At 63.8% G+C, this 18,604-nt stretch carries 23 protein-coding genes; 3 read left to right on the top strand and 20 right to left on the bottom strand.

What is annotated here, in order from left to right; all coding sequences use genetic code 11:
• Positions 1-12: 12 nt before the first annotated feature.
• From ACWNZ3_RS08010 to fabD, 17 genes are all read right to left on the bottom strand, one after another.
• The gene (locus tag ACWNZ3_RS08010) at positions 13-423 is read right to left on the bottom strand and encodes a DUF3168 domain-containing protein (RefSeq protein ID WP_496901766.1); all 411 of its coding nucleotides are present in this window, start codon (positions 421-423) and stop codon (positions 13-15) included.
• Entirely contained in the window at positions 420-758 is a 339-nt protein-coding gene (locus tag ACWNZ3_RS08005) for a head-tail adaptor protein (protein ID WP_496901765.1), read from the bottom strand. Before ACWNZ3_RS08005 ends, ACWNZ3_RS08010 begins: the two co-directional genes overlap by 4 nt.
• Positions 755-1,348, bottom strand: a complete 594-nt coding sequence (locus ACWNZ3_RS08000) for a head-tail connector protein (protein ID WP_496901764.1) — start codon at positions 1,346-1,348, stop codon at positions 755-757. The genes ACWNZ3_RS08005 and ACWNZ3_RS08000 overlap by 4 nt, the downstream gene beginning before the upstream one ends.
• A gap of 169 nt (positions 1,349-1,517) precedes the next feature.
• On the bottom strand, positions 1,518-2,681 hold the full coding sequence (locus ACWNZ3_RS07995) for a phage major capsid protein (protein WP_269364340.1): 1,164 nt from the start codon (positions 2,679-2,681) through the stop codon (positions 1,518-1,520).
• Positions 2,682-2,699: 18 nt separating this feature from the next.
• The gene (locus ACWNZ3_RS07990; RefSeq protein ID WP_496901889.1) at positions 2,700-3,272 is read right to left on the bottom strand and encodes an HK97 family phage prohead protease; all 573 of its coding nucleotides are present in this window, start codon (positions 3,270-3,272) and stop codon (positions 2,700-2,702) included.
• Positions 3,273-3,348: 76 nt separating this feature from the next.
• Positions 3,349-3,570 carry a GTA head formation protein, RCAP_rcc01685 family gene (locus tag ACWNZ3_RS07985; RefSeq protein WP_114273281.1) on the bottom strand — a complete coding sequence of 74 codons (222 nt, stop codon included), beginning with the start codon at positions 3,568-3,570 and terminating at the stop codon, positions 3,349-3,351.
• Positions 3,563-4,744: a phage portal protein gene (locus ACWNZ3_RS07980; protein ID WP_496901763.1), complete on the bottom strand. Its 1,182-nt coding sequence runs from the start codon at positions 4,742-4,744 to the stop codon at positions 3,563-3,565. The genes ACWNZ3_RS07985 and ACWNZ3_RS07980 overlap by 8 nt, the downstream gene beginning before the upstream one ends.
• Before the next feature lie 152 nt (positions 4,745-4,896).
• On the bottom strand, positions 4,897-6,240 hold the full coding sequence (locus ACWNZ3_RS07975; RefSeq protein WP_496901762.1) for a DNA-packaging protein: 1,344 nt from the start codon (positions 6,238-6,240) through the stop codon (positions 4,897-4,899).
• On the bottom strand, positions 6,179-6,520 hold the full coding sequence (locus tag ACWNZ3_RS07970) for a hypothetical protein (RefSeq protein ID WP_496901761.1): 342 nt from the start codon (positions 6,518-6,520) through the stop codon (positions 6,179-6,181). The genes ACWNZ3_RS07975 and ACWNZ3_RS07970 overlap by 62 nt, the downstream gene beginning before the upstream one ends.
• Positions 6,521-6,797: 277 nt before the next feature.
• The gene (mltG, locus tag ACWNZ3_RS07965; RefSeq protein ID WP_274575290.1) at positions 6,798-7,982 is read right to left on the bottom strand and encodes an endolytic transglycosylase MltG; all 1,185 of its coding nucleotides are present in this window, start codon (positions 7,980-7,982) and stop codon (positions 6,798-6,800) included.
• Positions 7,983-7,985: 3 nt separating this feature from the next.
• Positions 7,986-9,242: a beta-ketoacyl-ACP synthase II gene (gene fabF / locus ACWNZ3_RS07960; RefSeq protein ID WP_269364347.1), complete on the bottom strand. Its 1,257-nt coding sequence runs from the start codon at positions 9,240-9,242 to the stop codon at positions 7,986-7,988.
• 106 nt (positions 9,243-9,348) lie between these two features.
• Positions 9,349-9,759, bottom strand: coding sequence for a hypothetical protein (locus ACWNZ3_RS07955; RefSeq protein ID WP_269364349.1), 411 nt, complete (start codon positions 9,757-9,759; stop codon positions 9,349-9,351).
• A gap of 108 nt (positions 9,760-9,867) precedes the next feature.
• Positions 9,868-10,401 (bottom strand): GNAT family N-acetyltransferase, encoded by a 534-nt coding sequence (locus ACWNZ3_RS07950; RefSeq protein WP_274575291.1) that lies wholly within the window; start codon positions 10,399-10,401, stop codon positions 9,868-9,870.
• A gap of 166 nt (positions 10,402-10,567) precedes the next feature.
• The gene (locus tag ACWNZ3_RS07945) at positions 10,568-10,801 is read right to left on the bottom strand and encodes an acyl carrier protein (protein WP_025048350.1); all 234 of its coding nucleotides are present in this window, start codon (positions 10,799-10,801) and stop codon (positions 10,568-10,570) included.
• Positions 10,802-11,112: 311 nt separating this feature from the next.
• The gene (fabG, locus tag ACWNZ3_RS07940; protein WP_269364353.1) at positions 11,113-11,850 is read right to left on the bottom strand and encodes a 3-oxoacyl-[acyl-carrier-protein] reductase; all 738 of its coding nucleotides are present in this window, start codon (positions 11,848-11,850) and stop codon (positions 11,113-11,115) included.
• An 18-nt stretch (positions 11,851-11,868) separates the two neighbouring features.
• Positions 11,869-12,444, bottom strand: coding sequence for a COG3904 family protein (locus ACWNZ3_RS07935; protein ID WP_496901760.1), 576 nt, complete (start codon positions 12,442-12,444; stop codon positions 11,869-11,871).
• Positions 12,444-13,376: an ACP S-malonyltransferase gene (fabD, locus tag ACWNZ3_RS07930; RefSeq protein WP_496901759.1), complete on the bottom strand. Its 933-nt coding sequence runs from the start codon at positions 13,374-13,376 to the stop codon at positions 12,444-12,446. Before fabD ends, ACWNZ3_RS07935 begins: the two co-directional genes overlap by 1 nt.
• Positions 13,377-13,534: 158 nt before the next feature.
• On the opposite strand from fabD, the gene ACWNZ3_RS07925 reads away from it, so the two are divergent.
• Entirely contained in the window at positions 13,535-14,743 is a 1,209-nt protein-coding gene (locus tag ACWNZ3_RS07925) for a cytochrome b/b6 domain-containing protein (protein WP_496901758.1), read from the top strand.
• Between the two features lie 443 nt (positions 14,744-15,186).
• Here ACWNZ3_RS07925 and ACWNZ3_RS07920 read toward each other — a convergent pair whose 3' ends face one another.
• The 3 genes from ACWNZ3_RS07920 to ACWNZ3_RS07910 form a co-directional block, all read right to left on the bottom strand.
• Positions 15,187-15,774 (bottom strand): YceI family protein, encoded by a 588-nt coding sequence (locus tag ACWNZ3_RS07920; protein ID WP_274575297.1) that lies wholly within the window; start codon positions 15,772-15,774, stop codon positions 15,187-15,189.
• Between the two features lie 155 nt (positions 15,775-15,929).
• Positions 15,930-16,421, bottom strand: coding sequence for a hypothetical protein (locus ACWNZ3_RS07915; protein WP_496901757.1), 492 nt, complete (start codon positions 16,419-16,421; stop codon positions 15,930-15,932).
• Between the two features lie 325 nt (positions 16,422-16,746).
• Complete coding sequence (locus tag ACWNZ3_RS07910) at positions 16,747-17,271, bottom strand: Crp/Fnr family transcriptional regulator (protein WP_496901756.1); 525 nt, start codon at positions 17,269-17,271, stop codon at positions 16,747-16,749.
• A gap of 82 nt (positions 17,272-17,353) precedes the next feature.
• On the opposite strand from ACWNZ3_RS07910, the gene ACWNZ3_RS07905 reads away from it, so the two are divergent.
• Positions 17,354-18,085 (top strand): SDR family oxidoreductase, encoded by a 732-nt coding sequence (locus ACWNZ3_RS07905; protein ID WP_496901755.1) that lies wholly within the window; start codon positions 17,354-17,356, stop codon positions 18,083-18,085.
• 3 nt (positions 18,086-18,088) lie between these two features.
• Positions 18,089-18,604 (top strand): VTT domain-containing protein, encoded by a 516-nt coding sequence (locus ACWNZ3_RS07900; protein ID WP_496901754.1) that lies wholly within the window; start codon positions 18,089-18,091, stop codon positions 18,602-18,604.

The following is an 18,604-nucleotide window of genomic DNA, read 5'->3' as shown; positions in this document are numbered from 1 at the left end:
AAAATTCTCGTCTCAGTCGTCCTGCACCCGCGCGGCAAAGCGCAGGTCGATCTGGCGCGCCGCACCGCTGTCGATGCGCGCGGCACGCGCCCGCTCGAACCGCAGTGACACCAGCCGCCCCCGGCTCAGGGTCAGATTCGCGTCATGCAACACATCGCTGATCGCCGATCCCGCCTGCTTGGCGCTGGCAAACCCAGGTTGCGTCGTGATCACCGACACCGTGAACCGATGCAGCGCACCCGCCCCGGTCCCGTCGGAGGCATCTCTCGCTGTCTCACTGCCCAGCCGCACATAGATCGCAGGCAGGTTGCCCGATGGCACCGCGTCATAGATCGCCGTCCCCACGATGGCCCCCAGTGCCGCATCATTGCCAAGCGCCTCGAATACCGCCGCCTGCAACGGCGCTGACCCCGCAAAACTCATGCCACCTGCTCCTCTTGCGCATGACAGATCAGGTAACGCCCATCCGGGTCGCGCTCCGTCACTGCCGTGATCTTGAAAACCCGCTGCCCGTCGCGCAGCCGCTGTTGCGGGCGTGGCCGTTCCGGGCTGCCAAAGGGCGCGCCCCGCACAACAATCCGGAACCCCGCGCGGCTGACAAAAGCCCCGGCGGCCCGTGTCTCCCGCCCGGTCCGCGCCGTGAGCTCCGCCCAAAGCGTGCCCAGCGGCAACCAGCCCTCGACAAAGCCCCCGGCACCGTCCGGCAATTGCTCCGGCGTCTCCAGCACCATCGCATGGTTCAGGCGCGGCACATTCATGCCCCCAGCCCCATGCGCACTGCGCGATAGCGCTCGATCAGGCTGCTGACCCCAAAGGGCATGCAGCCACCGCTCAGCCCGGTGTCATTGCGGTATTCATAGTAATGCGCCGCCAGCATCAGCACCGCCTGCCGCAGATCAGAGGGCACCCCCTCCCACTCCGCTGCAAACCCGGCCTCAAAGACGATCTTCACACTGCCCTGCCCAGGCACCCGTGGCAGCACCGATCCCGCCGGCCGCAGCCGCGGTGCCTGCATGTCCCGCTCCAGCCAATAGCCGGTCGCCGGCACTTCGGTCTCCGCGCCGCTCTGCGCCACCAATATGACCTGGCTGACCGCCTGCACCGGGGCCAGCGGCAGCTCCTGACCACTGGCATCACGCCACGCTGACAGCTCCAGGCTGAACGCGCGCCGCAATATCGCCTTGCCGGTGCGCGCCTCGATCGCGGCCGCGGCAGCCCGCAGGAACGACACGAGCACCGCGTCCTGTACATCCTCCAGACCAAAGCCGCTGGCCAACCGCAGATGTGCCTTGAACGCATCCACGGGCAAGGCATTGTCCGGGGCGGGTGTTACTTCGATCAACATCATGGATCATCTCCAAAAATCGCCCCCTCGGGCGGTGGTCGTCATCATTCCGGGCGCGCACCCACCCGCACCGCTCGGTCAGAGGGGAGCAGCTAGGCGATGCGAAGATATCTTCAGGCGCGCACCCGAGCCGAGGTCAGGTCTCCCCGGCCCCGGCATCCGTCACGGGCTGTTAGGCCGTGCCGAATTTCAGCAGCTTGATCGCGGCAAAATCGCTCACATCGCCGCCCACACGCTTGGTGGCGTAGAACAGCACATGCGGCTTGGCGCTGAAGGGATCGCGCAGTATGCGCAGATCGGGGCGCTCCGCCACCGTGTAGCCGGCCGCAAAATCGCCAAAGGCGATGGAGATGGAATCCGACCCCGGATCGGGCATGTCCTCTGCCACCAGCACCGGATAGCCCATCAGCTGCGCAGGCTCGCCCGCCGCCAGACCATCAGACCACAGGAACCGGCCATCCGCGTCCTTCAGCTTGCGCACCAGCGCCGTGGTCTTGGAATTCATCACGAAGGACCCGTTGGCGCGGTACTGCGCCCCCAGCGCATAGACCAACTCGATGATCGCATCGGCGGTCACGCTGCCATCCACGCCGCTTGGCACATAGCCAAGGTTGCCCCAGGACCACAGATCATTGTCGACAGTGGCATGGGTCAGGAACCCCCTGGGCTTGTCCACGCCGTCCCCGTTGATGAAGGCCTGCGCTTCGGCCCGCGCGAACTTGTTGGCAATGCGCCCGGCCAGCCAGCCCTCGATGTCAAAGGCACTGTCATCCAGCAGCCGCTGTGACGCCTTGGGCAGGGCCGACAGCTCATGCAGCGGGATGGTGATCCGGTCGATCTGCGGCGTGTCGGTCTCCGCCTGCGGCCCCGCCTCTGTGGCCCAGCCCGCGCCCACGTCGGTATGATCCACCAGCACATCGAAAGAAGTCGCCTCGACCCGGACGACACTGGCAATCGCGCGGATCGACGCTGTTGCGTTCAGCACCGATTGCACGGTCTCCGAGGTCTGCGGATCGACCAGATAGCCGCCATCCGAATTGACAGCCGTGGACAGCGATTTGCCCTCCAGCTCCAGCCCGCGCAGCCCATCGTCATCGCCATTGCGCAGATAGGCGTTGAAAGCCTTCTGATGCGGCGCAGCCGCCTCCACGCCACCGGCCAGCGGGGTCCGTACAGTCATCTTGCGGTCCAACATTGTCACTCGCTCTTCTGTTTGTTGAAGTTTCATCTCAATTTCGCCCCGGAAGCCCTTGAAGTCGGTGACAAAACCCGTCACCGCCTGGCGAACCTCCTCCGCCGGAGACAGCTCTGTGCCCCCCGTTTCGGTCTTGCTCATCAATTGTCCTCACTTGGTTCAGCCGCGGGAGGTCCCGCGCGCCAGTTCAGCGCGCGCCCCGTCAAAGGCCGCCGCCATCTCCCGCAGCACGTCACCCAGGGGCGCACTGTCCCCCTTGGCGCCGACCCGCGCACTGGGCAGCATCGGGAAGGTCACCAGGGACACCTCCCAAAGCTCCAGTTCCGACAAGAGCCGCTGGCCCTTCGTGTTCTTGCTCGCCCGCAGCGTGCGATAGCCGATCGACAATCCGTCAATCGCCCCCGCCACGATCAGCGCCGCCGCCTCGCGGCCCTTCGCCACGCTCGACAGGATGCGCCCCCTGACCCAGAGGCCCCGCGCATCTTCGCGGACCTCGTCCCAGACCCCGATGGGCTGGGCCGGATCATGCTGCCACAGCATCTTGATGCTGCGCCCCGCCACCGCGACCGCCTTCAGACTGGCGGCATAGGCCCCGGCCTCCACCACGTCACCGCCCTGATCGGCATCGCCGAACAGGCTGGCATAGCCGCTGATCTCGGTGCCGCCCTCGACCTCGATGGCCTGCCCGAAGCGGGCAAACTTGCGCTCCAGCCCCGGCAGCCCGCCGGACATATCTTTCCCGTTCCCCGGAACCGCCCCGAGGTCGCCTTGATCATGATCCATGACAACTCCTGTGAATTTCAGATGTTCAGGGGGTTACCGCCAGGAACGACTGCACCGCCTGCGCCAGTATCACCGCAACCACCCCATAGACGGTCAGCCACAATCTTCGTTCCATCCGCGCCATCACCCCCTCAAGCTGATCCAGCCGGCGCATCAGGTTCTCCCGATGGATTCGGCTGACTTCCTCATGGGCCTGCAACCGCAACCCCGGCGCGCAATCGAACCGCTCGAACCCCGGCTCATGCATCGTCAGCTACCGCAGGCAGCCCCAGCAGGCTGCGCTTTTCCGCCTGGCTCAGGAAATCCGCCTGCGCCACCCGCGCCCATTGCGCGTCACGCTCTCCGGCCAGCGCGGGCACCTGGTCCAGATCGGGCTTCAGCTCCAGCACCTCGCCGCTGAACCCGGCCATCCAACCCGCCAGCGCCGCCGTGACCCGCGTGGCCAGCGGCAGCACCGTCAGGCGATAGAACGCCCGGTGCGCCTCCTGGTAATTGGCATAGGTCGCATCCCCCTGGATGCCCAGCAGCATCGGCGGCACCCCATAGGCCAGTGCAATCTCCCGCGCGGCGGCCTCCTTGGTCTTCTGGAACTCCATGTCGCTGGGCGAGAACCCCATCGGCTTCCAGTCCAGCCCGCCTTCCAGCAGCATCGGACGCCCCGCATTGCGCGCGCCCTGATGATGGCTCTCCATCTCGCTCACCAGCCGCTCGTACTGATCCTCGCTCAGCTTGCCCTGCCCCTCGATCCCCTTGTAGACGATGGCCCCCGAGGGGCGCGCCGCATTGTCCAGCAGCGCCTTGGACCAGCGCGAGGCCGCGTTATGCACATCCATCGCCATCGCGGCGGCCTGCAACGGGGCAAAGCCGTAATGATCGTCCTGCGGATGGAAGTTCCGGATATGACAGATGGGCCTTGCCCCTTCCGCCACCTCGAACCGGTGCCTGGCCCCGCCAACGGCATATTCATAGGCCACCGGCCAGCCATCGGCCCCCGGCACCACCGACATCCGGTCAGAGCGCAAGACATGCAGCTCCACCGGCAGGCCCCCGGCACCGCCCACCGCCTCGACATAGCCATTGCCGCTCAGCAGCAGCTGCGCATAAAGCGCCTCCAGCAGCTCCGCCCGGCCCTGCGCCCCGTTGGGCCGCGCCAGAAGCGCCGCCAGCGGATGCGCCTCATAGCGCCGCTCGGCATCCTGCACCACCAGCGGCAAGGCCGCCGCCGCCTCCGCAATCAGCTTGACGGAGCGGAACCCGACCGGGTTGGCACAGAACCCGGTGCGCGTCAGGCTCACCGTGTCGCGCGGGCTCCAGGCCACGCGGCCAGAGGTCTGATAGGCCACCACCGGCCCGGTCGCCGAAGCCTTCTGCTCCGGCACGCCCGCCGCCGCCGTGCCGCGCCGCAGAAAATCAAACACCATACCGTCGCTCCTCATGTCTCTTGCTGCCGGAAGCCGTCTCATCCGACGCAGGAACACTTTGCCTCAAACTGATTAAGGTCCCGAAACCCCACCGCCCGGTGGGGTGCGCAACACCCGATTCTTCCTGCCGGAGATACGCAATCATCCGGCCGCTACAGGCTCCGCACACCGGGTGACCGCCACTTCGCCGCAGGCTCGATCATCAGCTCATGCAGCGCCCAGACCAGCGCATCGACCCGGTCGGGCGAACCGCCACCCTCGAACCCCTGCGCGGTCATCCGGCACATCTGGTCCTCCAGCCTGTCCAACCCCCTGACATGGCGCACCCGGCCCTGCTCATAAAGCGCTGCAACCGGCTCTGCCCGTGCCACCTTGCCCCGGCTCGCATGTACCGATTTGAGCGGCACCAGCGGGTCGACCCCGCGCAGCACCTCGCCCACCATCTGACCGCCCTGGTTGACCTCCGCCACCAGCCGGTCCGCGCCAAAGCGTTCCATCGCGGTAATCGCCGCGCGTGCCCAGCCCGTGGGCGTCGCCCCCTGCACCGTCGCATCCGCCAGGACATAGGCCCGCCAGTCCTGCACCGGCCCGCGCGTCTGCGCGCCCACCACCACGATCCCGCATTCGTCCGAAGCACTGCCCGATGTCGTCGCCGGGTCCAGCCCCACGACAATCCGGTCCAGTTCCGGCAGCCGCGCCACCTGCGCCGCCTCCAGCATCGCGGTTGTCCACAACGCCCCCTCAGGCTCCGCCAGCAGAACGCCCTCCAGCTCCTGCCGCCCCATGCGCGTGCCCGCATAGCGCGCCATCACCTCGTCAAGGAAGGACTGCGCCAGATGCGCGGCATTGGCCTGCGTCGGCGCATGGGTCGTCACCGTCGAGGGCGAGGCCAGCAGCGCCTTCAACACCCCCACATTACGCGGCGTGGTGGTGACACAGACCCGCGGGTCCTCGCCCAGCCGCAGCGCAAACTGCAACTGGTCCCAGGTCGCCTGCGCCTTCTTCCACTTGGCCAGCTCATCCACCCAGGCCGCATCGAACTGCGGCCCCCGCAAACCTTCGGGGTCATGCGCCGTATGCACACAGGCCTCGGCCCCGTTGGGCCAGACCAGCCGCTTGCGGCCGGCCTCCCACACCGGCCTGCGGTCCTCGGGCGAACAGGCCAGGATGCCGCTGTCGCCAAAGATCATGACCTCGCGCACCTGCTCGATGGTCTCGCCCACCAGCGCCACCCGGCGGCATTGCCCCGGGTCCAGCGGCATCGGCCCCTCCACCATCGAACGGACCCATTCGGCACCGGCACGGGTCTTGCCCGCCCCCCGCCCGCCCATCACCACCCAGGTCCGCCAGGCGCCTTCGGGCGGCAGCTGATGGTCCATCGCCCAGAACTCGAACAGAAACGGCAATGCCAGCAGCTCCCCCTCGTCAAGGTCATCAAGAAACTGTTTTTGGAGGTCTGCACCGGCGCAGGCGATCCAGCTTGCACCCGATCTCAAACCGGGCTTTGTCCAGATCGAGGGTATAGGCTCCCCTTGCGATGCCAGCTTGTCTGTTTCTGTTTTCATGAAGATTGTTCTCCGCCTTTGCACATTGCGGGATCAGCCCCTGAATCTCCTTCAGGGCCTGCATCACCGCCTTTCCGTCGATGTCCTCAATGGACTGCGCTTGTGTCGTCAGGTCCTCGATCCGCCGCCGCAGATCCCGGACCGCATTTTGCAGGGCCTCAAAGACCTCTGCGCTATATGCCACGTCTTGCTCCTGGGTCTTGATCGTCATTCAGAGTCAAACCTTTTGCTACAGCGTCCCGCCCTGGACCTGAGACAGATCAAATCGCCAATGTCCCCAGAGCGCGTAGCGCGGCAGGGTATGGGCGGTTCAAGTTTAAGGCGGGGCGCATTAGGGGGCCCTGACCGAACAGACATGAAAAAGGCGGCACCCGGGTCACCCCGGGGCCGCCTGCCATCTGTCCTAGCATGCCTGAATCTATACGTCAGACCGTTCGCAAAGTCAAGTTTTTAAGTGTTAACAACACCTTATACGACCGTGCGCCGCCTCAGTTGCCCCCGGTAGAAGCATTGCCCGCAGCCGCCGCACCGCGTTCCGCCTCGATCTGGCGCCAGCGTGCGACATTCTCGTTATGCGCCTCCAGCGTGGTGGCAAAGGCGTGTCCACCGGTGCCATCGGCGACAAAGAACACATAATCGGTCTCATCCGGCTGCGCCGCCGCCATCAGGCTGGCCCGGCCCGGATTGGCAATCGGCGTGGGCGGCAACCCGGTGATCACATAGGTGTTCCAGGGCGTCTCCGCACGCAGCTCCGACCGCCGCAGGCCCCGGCCCAGCACACCTTCCCCCTTGGTGATCCCATAGATCACCGTCGGATCGGTCTGCAGCCGCATGTTCTGGTTCAACCGGTTCACAAAGACCGAAGCCACCTGCCCCCGTTCCTCCGGCACACCGGTCTCCTTCTCGACGATGGAGGCCAGGATCAGCAGGTCTTCGGGGCTGCCGATGGGCAGATCGGGATCACGCGCTTCCCAGGCAGCGGCAACCAGCACCTCCTGTGCGGCCTCCATCTGCGCCAGGATTGCCGCGCGGTCGTCGCCGGGGCGCACCTCATAGCTGTCGGGGGCCAGCGCGCCCTCGGGCGGCACATCCGCAATCTCGCCTTCCAGCAGGTCGATGCCCTTGAGCGCCTCGACCACCTGCCAGCTTGTCACACCTTCGGCCATGGCCACCCGGAACCGGGTGTCAGGCTTTGCCCTGAGCGTGGTGAAAACCTCCGGCACATCGCCTTCGCCGGGCGTGAACTCCGCACGCTCCACGAACCGATTGGTGGCCGGGTCCAGTTCACGCACCTGAACCGACACGCGGTTCACCCCGATCCGGTAGACCACCTCGGTGCCACAGGTGCTGGCCCCGCCCTTGGTCACCACATCGACGATCTGCGACATCGAGGTGCCGGGCTGCACCAGGAAACTGCCGGCCTTCAACTGGCCCGTCTTCTCCTCGTAATCCGCGCCGATGCGAAAGATCGCGGCAGAGGAAATCGCACCCTGATCGACCAGGCTCTGACTGACCCTGCGCATGTTGGACCCACGCTCGACCTGCAGGCAAATCGCCTGATCCAGCGGCCCCTCAGCCTGATATTGTGACTTTCCCCAAAGAATGACACCGCCCAGCAGGAACAGTCCCACAATCAGGAAAGTCACTGCGTTGGACGCAATATGTCGCCACATGAATCAGACCTTTCCGAACAGGACAGAGGCATTTGTCCCGCCGAACCCGAACGAGTTGCTCAGCGCCACCTTGATCTCGCGCTCGACCTTCTTGTTGGGCGCAAGGTCGATGGCGGTTTCCACCGCCGGGTTGTCCAGGTTGATGGTGGGCGGTGCCACCTGATCGCGGATCGCAAGGATCGAGAAGATCGCCTCGATCGCGCCGGCCGCGCCCAGCAGGTGCCCGGTGGCGGATTTGGTCGATGACATCGTCACCTTGCCCGCCGCATCGCCCAGCATCCGCTCGACCGCGCCCAGCTCGATGGTATCGGCCATGGTCGAGGTGCCATGCGCGTTGATATAGTCGATATCACCCGGCTCCAGCCCGGCACCACGCAACGCGCTGCGCATCGAGCGTTCGGCCCCGTCGCCATCCTCCGCCGGTGCGGTGATGTGATAGGCATCGCCCGAAAGCCCGTATCCCAGCACCTCGGCATAGATCTTGGCACCGCGCGCCTTGGCGTGTTCATATTCCTCCAGCACCACGATGCCGGCCCCCTCACCCATCACAAAGCCGTCGCGGTCCGCGTCATAGGGGCGGCTGGCCTTGGTAGGGTCATCGGCACGCTTGGTGCTCAGCGCCTTGCAGGCGTTGAACCCGGCAATCCCGATTTCGCAGATCGCGGCCTCGGCCCCGCCCGCGATCATCACATCCGCATCACCATGCTGGATCAGCCGCGAGGCATCGCCAATGGCATGCGCCCCGGTGGAACAGGCGGTCACGACCGAATGGTTCGGGCCCCGGAACCCGTAGCGAATGCTCACCTGTCCGGAAATCAGGTTGATCAGCGCGCCCGGCACAAAGAACGGGCTCACGCGGCGCGGCCCCTTTTCCTTCATCATGATCGCGGTATTGGCGATGGAATTCAGCCCGCCGATGCCGGAGCCGATCAGAACACCCGTCCGCTCAAGGCTCTCGCGGTCTTCGGGCATCCAGCCGGAATCCTCCACCGCCTGCTGCGCCGCCGCCATGCCGAACAGGATAAAGGTATCGACCTTGCGCTGTTCCTTGGGCTCCATGTATTTGCCCGCGTCAAAGGTCCCGTCGGACCCGTCGCCAAGGGGAACTTCGCAGGCATATTGCGTGATCACATTGCTCGCGTCGAAACAGGTGATCGGACCTGCCCCGGATTGCCCCGCCAGAATCCGCGACCAGCTTGCCTCGACCCCGTCGGCCAAGGGCGTCACCAGCCCCAATCCTGTCACCACCACTCTGCGCATCATATGCCCCCTCATGTCTTTTACAGGGCTATACCTTGGCCAAGGCCCCGTGTTCAAGAGCCGAGGCTCGGCTCGGCTGGATCAGGCAAATCGGGCGGCAGACGGCTCAGCGCAGGAAAAGCACCAGCAGGACAAGGCCATAGCTTGTTTCAACCACAAAGCAGCCCAGCGTGTTCAAAGACTTCAGCGGCACGCCGTGCTGCAGGCGCCGGATCAGATGCCAGATGCCCTGCGCAAAGATCGTCACGACAATCAGCGCGGGCGAAGTGACAAGCCCCAGCACACCGCCGCAGATCAGGACCGAAGCGATCAGCGTCTCCGGCCCCAGCGGCGCGCGGCGGCCATGGGTCTTGGCCAGATAGGTCAAATTGACGAAAATGGAAAAAGCGGCCGCAATCAGCCAGATATGCGGACCGGCCAGCGGCATTTGCGGCACCATCACCAATGTCAGGTACAGGGCGCAGGCCGAGATAAGCAGATGCTGCTTTTGCCGCAGAAATTCCGAAAATGAGAGCATGAGTGAAAATACCTTGGTTTCCGATAGCTGAAAATCTGCCAGCACCACTGCCGTGCAGCAAGTCAGGCAAACCTTACCCCCTGTGGTGTCCCGCAGCCCCGGCGCGGCTCATACCGGCGGGCCCTTCCGGGTCAGCAGGACCACCGGATCACCGTCCATCTCGGTCTCGCGCATCGGGGTATAGCCCAGAGTCTCGGCAATCCGCAACGACCCTTCGTTGTCGGGCGTGATCAGGCAAACCGTCCGGCCCGCCACCACCCTGTCGAACCAATCATGTGCCGCCTGCGCCGCCTCCAACCCCAGGCCGCGCCCCTGGGCCCCGGGTTCCAGCACCCATCCGGCCTCGGGAAACGGGTCAAAATCATCACCCAATCCCCTGGAACCAAAGAAAAATCCCGTTTGCCCGGACATTTCGGGCTGGCGATGTATCTGGATCGCCCATTGCCCGAAGCCCGCGATCTGCCAATGCCCGGCATTGCGCAGAAAGGCATCCCATGACCGTGTCTTGGGCCAGGGTTTGCCGGAAATATGGGTCACCACCGCCGGCGTTGCCCAGATCTCCGCGAAACGCGGAAAATCCTCGCGCCGCATCGCGCGCAGCGTCAGCCGGTGGGTATTGATCGTCGGAACATTGCGGGACATGCGGTGAATGACTTTCACTCTTGAGAACTGCCTGACCGCACATTGGCAAATGCCCGTGCTGCTTCGCAACCCCCGCCGCACCGCAGAAACGAAAAACGGCGTCAATCCGCAGAGGATGACGCCGTTCGATGGTTTTCAGCCGCGGCCATGCCGTCGGCCCATGGACTTAGGAAGCTTCCTTGATGAACTTCACCGCGTCGCCGAATGTCTGGATGTTCTCGGCTGCGTCATCGGGAATCTCGATGCCGAACTCTTCTTCGAATGCCATCACCAGTTCAACGGTGTCGAGGCTGTCGGCACCCAGATCGTCGATGAACGACGCATTCTCGGTGACTTTGTCCTCTTCAACACCAAGGTGTTCCACAACGATCTTTTTTACGCGGTCTGCGACGTCGCTCATAATAAGTCCTCATGTCTTCCGGTGGCCGGTATGACCCCCGTTTATACTAGCCTCATGCTGATGTTCAGCGGTTGGCGGATGCCCCGTTTCCGAAGCGGCTCTGACCCTTGTTCGCACAAGGCCCATAGGGCACGCAAGCACCCCCTTTTACGATTCTGCGCCCCCTTTAGCACATGACGCATGACACGCAAATGTTATTACAGCCTCCGGCCATTGCCCCAAGACAGGTCACATCGCCAATGTCCCCAGAGCGCTTGGCGCGGCAGGGTATTGGCGATTCAAGGTCATGGCCTGACGCCACAGGCGCAGGGTCACAACATGGCCATGCCGCCGTTGACGTGCAAGGTGGTGCCGGTCAGATAAGCGGCCTCCGCGCTGCTGAGATAGACAACCGCGCCCGCGATTTCCGCCGCGGTGCCCATCCGGCCCGCAGGGATTTGCCCCATGATTCCAGACTTCTGGTCGTCGGTCAGCTTGTCGGTCATTGCCGTGGCGATAAAGCCCGGTGCCACCGCGTTCACGGTGATGCCACGGCTTGCGACCTCATAGGCGAGCGATTTGGACATGCCCACCATGCCCGCCTTGGACGCAGCGTAATTCGCCTGACCGGGGTTGCCGGTGGCCCCCACCACGCTCGAAATATTCACGATCCGGCCCCAGCGCGCCTTCATCATGCCGCGCATGACGCCTTTGCACAGCTTGAAGGTTGCCGTCAGGTTCACATCCAGCACCGACTGCCATTCTTCATCCGACATCCGCATGAACAGGTTGTCGCGGGTGATGCCTGCGTTATTGACCAGAATATCGACCGATCCCATCGCCTCAGCCGCCTGTTTCGGCAGGGCATCCACCGCCGCCAAGTCGCTCAGGTTGCAGGGCAGCACATGCGCCCGCTCGCCCAGTTCCGCCTTCAGCGCCTCCAGCGGCTCGGTCCGCGTGCCGGACAGGCCGACAACCGCCCCCTGCGCGTGCAATTGCCGCGCGATCTCTGCGCCGATGCCCCCGGACGCGCCGGTGATCAGCGCATTTTTCCCTGTCAGATCAAACATATATCTTCCTTTTCGTGGTCAATTCCCGACCGGCTCTGTCAGCAGGCCATAGCGGGCGATCTCGCCCGGTGTCATTTCATGTATCCCGTCCGAGGGGGCGGCAGCCAAGGTAAACCAGTAAAACGCATCGCTGCCCAGCATATCGGTGACATAGCTGCGGGTCATATCGTGTTCCGGCGCGCTGCGCGGATAGCTGCTGCCCTCGCGGTAGCCATTGCGCCAGCTGTGTACCCCCAGGGACGCGCCGCGCGCCATCGTGCGGCGGTTGCCCGCCAGGAAAAGATCCACCCCGCCCGAGTCGACCACGCTGTCCGGCGTCAGATGGGTGTCGATGCCGCGCGCGCGCAGCAGATAGCCCATGCGCACCGTCGCCGCCCCATCGACAGAGCCGCTCACCTGCGTCGGCACCAGTGTCCTGACCTGCGGATTCTGCGCCAGAAGCCGCTCGAAATTGGCAGGTGTGCGGCTGGTGATTGTCCCCGCAAGATACAGCCTGTCGCCCTCGACGCGCAGGGTCGTGCCATCGCTGGCGTTCTCGATCGTCGCGCAGGCGGCCAGCGCCAGCAACAGGAGCAGGGCAAGGCGCCGGAACATCAGGCGTCTTTCAGCGCGGCCACGTCCTCCGGCGTGCCGACCGCGCGGCAGGTGCTGTCCTTGGCGATGCGGCGGATCATGCCGGACAGGGCCTTGCCTGCGCCGATCTCCCAGAACTCGGTCACGCCCTGGGCGGCCATCCATTCCACCGAAGAGCGCCAGCGCACCCGGCCTGTCACCTGCTCGACCAGCAGTTCGCGGATGCGCCCGGCATCCGTCACGCTGGTCGCCAGCACATTGGCCACCAGCGGCACGGCCGGGTCCTTCATCCCGACCTCGCCCAGGGCGCGGGCCATCTCCTCTGCGGCGGGCTGCATCAGCGCGCAATGGAAAGGCGCAGAGACCGGCATCGGCAGCGCGCGCTTGGCACCGGCCTCCTTGGCCAGCACCACGGCGCGATCAATCGCCGCCTTGCTGCCCGACAACACGTTCTGGCTGGGATCGTTCTCGTTCGCCAGCTGGCAGACATCGCCCTGTGCGGCCTCTGCCGCCACTTTCTCGGCGGCCTCGGCATCCAGCCCCAGAACCGCCGCCATGGCGCCCTGACCCACCGGCACCGCCGCCTGCATCGCGCGGCCCCGGATGCGCAGCAACCGCGCCGTATCAGCCAGCGACAGGGTGCCTGCTGCACAAAGCGCGGAATATTCCCCCAGCGAATGCCCCGCGACAAAGGCCGCGCGGTCCAGGTCGAAACCTTCGGCGCGCATCGCGGCAAGGGCGGCCATCGAGGTTGCCATCAGCGCAGGCTGGGCGTTTTCGGTCAGGGTCAGCGCCTCTGCCTCGCCCTCCCAGATCAGCGCCGAGAGTTTCTCACCCAACGCCTCGTCCACCGCGTCGAACACCGCCCGCGCCTCCGGGTAACTGTCGGCCAGCGCCTTGCCCATCCCGATGGTCTGTGCGCCCTGCCCTGGAAATACGAATGCGATGCTCATCTTGGCCTCCTCTTTGTTGGCACCGGGTCTAGCCTGCACGGCCTGCCGGAACAAGCCCGCAGCGCATCGCGCATGGCTGCACAGCGGGCCTGCGTCTATTGGCATTGCCCCGGCGGAAACAGCCGGTATCTATGCGCCAAACCCGACCGGAGATCCAGATGCCCCTGACCAACACCCAGATCCGCTATGGCGGTGTCGCGAAAACCTTTCACTGGCTGACCGCGCTGCTGATCCTGACCCTGATTGTCCTGGGCCTCGTGGCCGAGGATCTGCCCTATGCCACAGATGCCGAACTTGCACGCAAGGCCTGGCTGTTCTCGCTGCACAAGACCCTTGGCGTGCTGGTCTTTTTCGTCGCCCTCGCCCGTATCCTCTGGGCAGTCAGCCAGCCCAGGCCGGGCCTGCTGAACGCCGACAAGAGGGCAGAGAGTTTTCTGGCCGAGCTGGTGCACTGGCTGCTCTATGGCGCGCTGGTGATTGTGCCGCTGTCGGGCTGGATCGGGCATGCCGCCGCCTCCGGATTTGCGCCGATCTGGTGGCCGCTGGGACAAAATCTGCCGCTGGTGCCCAAATCCACCAGCCTGGAACATCTCGCCGGTGCGGTACACTTTATCTCGGGCCGTGTGCTGATCGGGGCAATCCTGCTGCATTTCATCGGCGCACTGAAACATCACTTTATCGACCGAGACAGCACCCTGCGCCGCATGTTGCCGGGCGACGCGCCGATTGGCCCCCTGCCGCAGGCCAGCCACAGCGCCCTACCGGTGGTGGCCGCTGTGGCAATCTGGTGCGCCTCGCTTGGTCTGGCCCTGAGCATGGCGCAGGGCGCGGATGGGGCGCTCCCCAATGGTCCGGCCCTGAGCGAAGTCACCTCTGACTGGCAGGTGCAGGAGGGCACGATCGCGCTGCGCGTGACCCAGTTCGGATCCGAGGTCGAAGGCCGTTTCAACGACTGGACCGCCGCGATTTCCTTTGACGATGCGCAGCCGACCGGTGTCGTGGGCGATGTCACCGCCACCATTTCCATCCCCTCGCTGACGCTGGGGTCGGTCACCAAACAGGCATTGGGCGCGGATTTCTTTGCCGCCGAGAGCTTTCCCACCGCCACCTTCAGCGGCGAGATCCGTCATGCCAGCGACGGGTACGAAGCCCTGGGCACCCTGACCATCAAGGACAGGTCAGTGCCGCTGACCCTGCCCTTCCTGCTGTCGATCCGGGACAACGCCGCCGAGATGCGGGCGGATGTGACCCTGGACCGGCGCGATTTTGGCATCGGTGACAACATGCCCAAGGAGGACAGCCTGGCCTTTGCAGTGGATGTCGCGATCCGGCTGACCGCAAGTCGCGCGCAGGCCGGCACCGAATAGCAGCCTTCCAATCGCAGCCTTCCAGATGCAAAAAGGCCGGGAACAATCCCCGGCCTGAGGCTGCTGAAAACGCACGTTCCTGCACCCGCTCCCCCCGAAACAACGAAATCGTTCTTCCACGACGCCAGCCACAACCCTTGGCGCGGGCTGAAAGCCCGGGCCGCGCCCGACCCTCCCGTCAAACCGAAGGTTTGCCTCCGGCAAAACGGGAGGGCGCTTTTGGTGACTTCTCGTATCACACTGACAACATTGATATTTGTAAGGGAGGCGCTCCGAATGCGCGTCTCAATGCGCCCTCCCAGGCTCGGGCGCGGCCCTTCGTTCGACAACGTAACGCAGAGCGCAGAAGAACGATTAGCCTCAGGCGGCAGTCGTTTCCGGGTTTGTCAACAGTCTGAGGCCGGGAACAATCCCCGGCCTTTCGCTTGTTCCGCTCAGAACGATCAGTCGGCTTTCATCGCCTCGACCGAGATGTTCACCTGAACTTCGTCGCTGACATAGGGTGCAAAGGCACCAAGATCGAAGTCGGACCGCACGATGGTGGTGGTCGCATCGAAACCGGCCCAGGGCTTGCCCTCTTGCGGGTGGTCGCCAAGCTGGTTCAGCTTCGCATCCAGCACCACGGATTTGGTCACGTCGTTCATGGTCAGATCGCCGGTGATCAGGGCCGTATCCTCGCCGGTGACCTCGATCCCGGTTGAGGTAAAGGTGATCATGTCGCCCTCTTCCGCACCGAAAAAGTCATCGGCCATGAAGTGGTTCTTGCGCTGTTCCCAACCGGTGAACATCGACATGACCGGCATGGACACGGTGACGGAAGACGCGGCGGGGTCTTCCTGATCGAACATGATCTCACCCTCGAAACCCGAGAAGATGCCGTAGGTTGTCGAAAAGCCGAGGTGTTCATAGCTGAACACGACCTGCGAATGGCTGGGGTCCAGCGTGTATTTTTCCGCCTTGGTCGCCGTGTCGGCCGCCATTGCACCGGTCGCGCCAAGGGCCAGAGCCGCGGCAAAAATCATATGCTTCATGTGGTACTCCTGGGAGGATGTTGGTTGATCGTCGTGGCAGCAGATGTGCGGCTTGCCACGACGGAATCAATTCAACATGTCCTCACAGCGACTGCGCGCCAGCAAACAATTGCCTTCTGCGAACCCTTCCGGGCTGCGCATCTGCTGTCAGCGCATCAGGCGAGTTTGCCCGCGTCGCGCAGGCCGTTGATCAGGCTGTTGCGCAGGGATGAATCCGTCAGCGTCGCGACGGCCAGCAGGACGCCCTGCGCATCCCACAAACGGACAACCGGACCGCTGACCTCGGCCGCGCCAAGTTCGGCAAAGCTGCTGCGCGTCAGCACCTCCCGCGCGCCATAACCGTCGGGCCGGACCAGGCTGACGGTGCGGCGGATCGTGTCGATTTCGATTTCGGGCGCCCCGGGCTTGCTGCTGGCCAGCATCATGCCCAGTCCCGCCAGTGCCGCCGCCACGGAAAGCAACAGCCGGAACAACATCACTTCCGCCTCGGCGGTGCCGGGCGCAAGCCAGATCACGAAAGCTGCCAGAAACAGCCCCGCACCACAGATGCGCTGCAATGTGCGGGCCAGCATCCGGCCCCCGTCCACCATGGATACCGGTTCACGCGTGATTGCGCTGCCTTTGGTAAAATCCGCTGCTGCCGTCATCTGCCCAATCCTTTATTTGGTTGGCCTTTATTTGGTTGGCCTTTATTTGGTTGGCCTTTGTTTGGTTGATGTGATGCTGCAAAAGGAATTGGACCAAAGCTGGGCGAAGCCGCGGCGCGGATCGGACCTTGTTGAGACCGGGGGCAGAACCGGCATTGCCGTCGCCCTTTTCCGGGCAGGACAAGCCATTCAGCGCAGGGTGGAAGGGTCCGGTGCGGCGGATTTTGCCAGCGTTCGCAAAAAAGTGTTGCGACCGCCCGTTGAAACCGCAGGCCCAATCCGGGCGGAGGCTGCCGCTGGTATTTTGGTTTCCAAATAGCGCGCTCTACGAAATTCGGTTCTTGATCCGGCTCAATCCCACCGGGGTCACACCCAGATATCGCGCGATCTCGTTCTGGGTCACCAGGTCAAACAGGTCTGGCGTGTGTTCCAACAGCCTTTTGTACCGGTCTTCTGCCGACAGACACAGAAGTTCATATTCGCGCATTTCCTTGCGAATGCCAAAGCTCAGCAGAAAATCGACAATCTCGCCGGACAGTTCCGGATCAGATCGGCTCGCTTCATTGAGATCAGAAAAGTTCACACCAACAAGCGCGGATGGCTTCAGGCAGACCAAACTGAACGTGCACGCTTCGCCTTGGTAGCACGATGCGAGACTGCCGATCTTGCCGCCGGGAAGGATGAAGGACTTGATGTGCTCCTTTCCGTCTTCCGACAGATAGTATGCCTTTAACAAGCCGCTTTGAAGACTGTAGATTGATCCGTCCTGTTCACCCTGGCGGAACAGATATTCTCCTGCGTCGTATGTGCGGGGCCGCCCGTGCGCAGCGACGTAGTCAGATAATTTCATGCGTTTTAACCCGGGTTAATTCCAGCGTCTTGGGGTTTGCCTAACGTGCCCGCAAATCATGAAAGCGCAACGGGTGTATGACATGGAACTTCAAAACAAACACATTGTAATCACGGGAGCTGCGTCGGGCCTGGGCCTTGCAATTTTGCGACGGCTTGAACCGAACAACCGCATCTCTGTCATTGCGCGGCCATCAGGCGGGTTGGATGCACTACGCGCGGAATTTCCCAAAATTTCGATCCAAGAGGCCGATCTGGCTGATATTGCTGCGGTTGAGCGTGCGGCGGACGCGTTGGTGAAGCGGGGCGATGCCATTGATGTGCTGTTCAACAATGCCGCCGTTCAATTCACGCCACGCTTTACTGACCCTGACTTCCGGTACGAAACGATACGCCGGGAGATTGATGTCAATTTCACCTCAGTTTGTGCCCTGATCCATCTGCTCTTGCCGCAACTGATGCAGGCGCAATCGGCGATGATCGTGAACATCAACTCCGGTTTGGCCTTGGCCCCCAAGGCAGGGTCCGCCATCTACTGCGCCACCAAGGGGGCGTTGAATATCTTTTCGCAATCCCTCGGCTATCAGTTGGAGGGGACAAGCGTCTCCGTCAAACAGGTGTTTCTGCCGATGGTCGACACCAAGATGACCGACGGGCGCGGTGGCCAAAAAATCACACCTGAACAGGCCGTGGCAGAGATCGTCGCGGGCCTGTCAACCGGCCGCCCCAACATCGACGTTGGCAAGGTAAAACTGCTCCGGCTCATTCAACGCCTGTCGCCCATGGCCGCAGCGCGCATCATGAAGGGGGCCTGAGCGATGAAACCACTCCTCAAAGTCATGCTGATCCTTGGAGGTCTGTTTGCACTGACCTTCGTTGCGGGACGGCTGCTGGGGATTCTCACGGTCGAAAACGTTCAGGCACTATTGGAATGGGCACAGCGCGTGGACCCGGCGATTGTGTTCGGCCTGGTTGTGTTCTTGTTGTTCGCAGACCTCTTCGTCGCGGTGCCGGCACTCACCATCACCATATTGGCGGGCGTTTTGATCGGCTTTCCCGCGGGGGCCGTGGCGGCGATCACGGGCATGTCCCTGGCCGCGGGAACCGGGTATTGGATCAGCCGGGTCTGGGGGCAAAAGGGCGTTGCCCTGTTGGTCAAGGATGCGGAGGAGCGTGCCTCCTTAATCGCGATCTTTCAGGAAAGCGGCCCGGTGATGATCCTGCTGTCACGCGCGGCACCGATCATCCCGGAAGTCACGGCCTGCATGGCGGGCGCGACAAGGATGCCTTTCGCGCGGTATGGCGTTTTCTTTGCAATCGGCACGCTGCCTTAG

It is taken from the genome of Sulfitobacter sp. IGS-18 (assembly GCF_059628195.1).
The sequence above is the reverse complement of the archived record's forward strand: the minus strand, read 5'-3'. Positions and strand labels throughout refer to the sequence as shown.

Coding starts and splice junctions, on each gene's coding strand:
- ACWNZ3_RS08000 (WP_496901764.1), bottom strand. CDS start 1,348: ATGATGTTGATCGAAGTAACACCCGCCCCGGACAATGCCTTGCCCGTG.
- ACWNZ3_RS07910 (WP_496901756.1), bottom strand. CDS start 17,271: ATGAAATTATCTGACTACGTCGCTGCGCACGGGCGGCCCCGCACATAC.
- ACWNZ3_RS07980 (WP_496901763.1), bottom strand. CDS start 4,744: ATGGTGTTTGATTTTCTGCGGCGCGGCACGGCGGCGGCGGGCGTGCCG.
- ACWNZ3_RS07905 (WP_496901755.1), top strand. CDS start 17,354: ATGGAACTTCAAAACAAACACATTGTAATCACGGGAGCTGCGTCGGGC.
- ACWNZ3_RS07970 (WP_496901761.1), bottom strand. CDS start 6,520: ATGACGATCAAGACCCAGGAGCAAGACGTGGCATATAGCGCAGAGGTC.
- ACWNZ3_RS07945 (WP_025048350.1), bottom strand. CDS start 10,801: ATGAGCGACGTCGCAGACCGCGTAAAAAAGATCGTTGTGGAACACCTT.
- ACWNZ3_RS07985 (WP_114273281.1), bottom strand. CDS start 3,570: ATGCATGAGCCGGGGTTCGAGCGGTTCGATTGCGCGCCGGGGTTGCGG.
- ACWNZ3_RS07990 (WP_496901889.1), bottom strand. CDS start 3,272: ATGTCCGGCGGGCTGCCGGGGCTGGAGCGCAAGTTTGCCCGCTTCGGG.
- ACWNZ3_RS07955 (WP_269364349.1), bottom strand. CDS start 9,759: ATGCTCTCATTTTCGGAATTTCTGCGGCAAAAGCAGCATCTGCTTATC.
- ACWNZ3_RS07950 (WP_274575291.1), bottom strand. CDS start 10,401: ATGTCCCGCAATGTTCCGACGATCAATACCCACCGGCTGACGCTGCGC.
- ACWNZ3_RS07915 (WP_496901757.1), bottom strand. CDS start 16,421: ATGACGGCAGCAGCGGATTTTACCAAAGGCAGCGCAATCACGCGTGAA.
- ACWNZ3_RS07925 (WP_496901758.1), top strand. CDS start 13,535: ATGCCCCTGACCAACACCCAGATCCGCTATGGCGGTGTCGCGAAAACC.
- fabG (WP_269364353.1), bottom strand. CDS start 11,850: ATGTTTGATCTGACAGGGAAAAATGCGCTGATCACCGGCGCGTCCGGG.
- ACWNZ3_RS08005 (WP_496901765.1), bottom strand. CDS start 758: ATGAATGTGCCGCGCCTGAACCATGCGATGGTGCTGGAGACGCCGGAG.
- ACWNZ3_RS07920 (WP_274575297.1), bottom strand. CDS start 15,774: ATGAAGCATATGATTTTTGCCGCGGCTCTGGCCCTTGGCGCGACCGGT.
- ACWNZ3_RS07900 (WP_496901754.1), top strand. CDS start 18,089: ATGAAACCACTCCTCAAAGTCATGCTGATCCTTGGAGGTCTGTTTGCA.
- fabD (WP_496901759.1), bottom strand. CDS start 13,376: ATGAGCATCGCATTCGTATTTCCAGGGCAGGGCGCACAGACCATCGGG.
- ACWNZ3_RS07935 (WP_496901760.1), bottom strand. CDS start 12,444: ATGTTCCGGCGCCTTGCCCTGCTCCTGTTGCTGGCGCTGGCCGCCTGC.
- ACWNZ3_RS07995 (WP_269364340.1), bottom strand. CDS start 2,681: ATGAGCAAGACCGAAACGGGGGGCACAGAGCTGTCTCCGGCGGAGGAG.
- fabF (WP_269364347.1), bottom strand. CDS start 9,242: ATGCGCAGAGTGGTGGTGACAGGATTGGGGCTGGTGACGCCCTTGGCC.
- ACWNZ3_RS08010 (WP_496901766.1), bottom strand. CDS start 423: ATGAGTTTTGCGGGGTCAGCGCCGTTGCAGGCGGCGGTATTCGAGGCG.
- mltG (WP_274575290.1), bottom strand. CDS start 7,982: ATGTGGCGACATATTGCGTCCAACGCAGTGACTTTCCTGATTGTGGGA.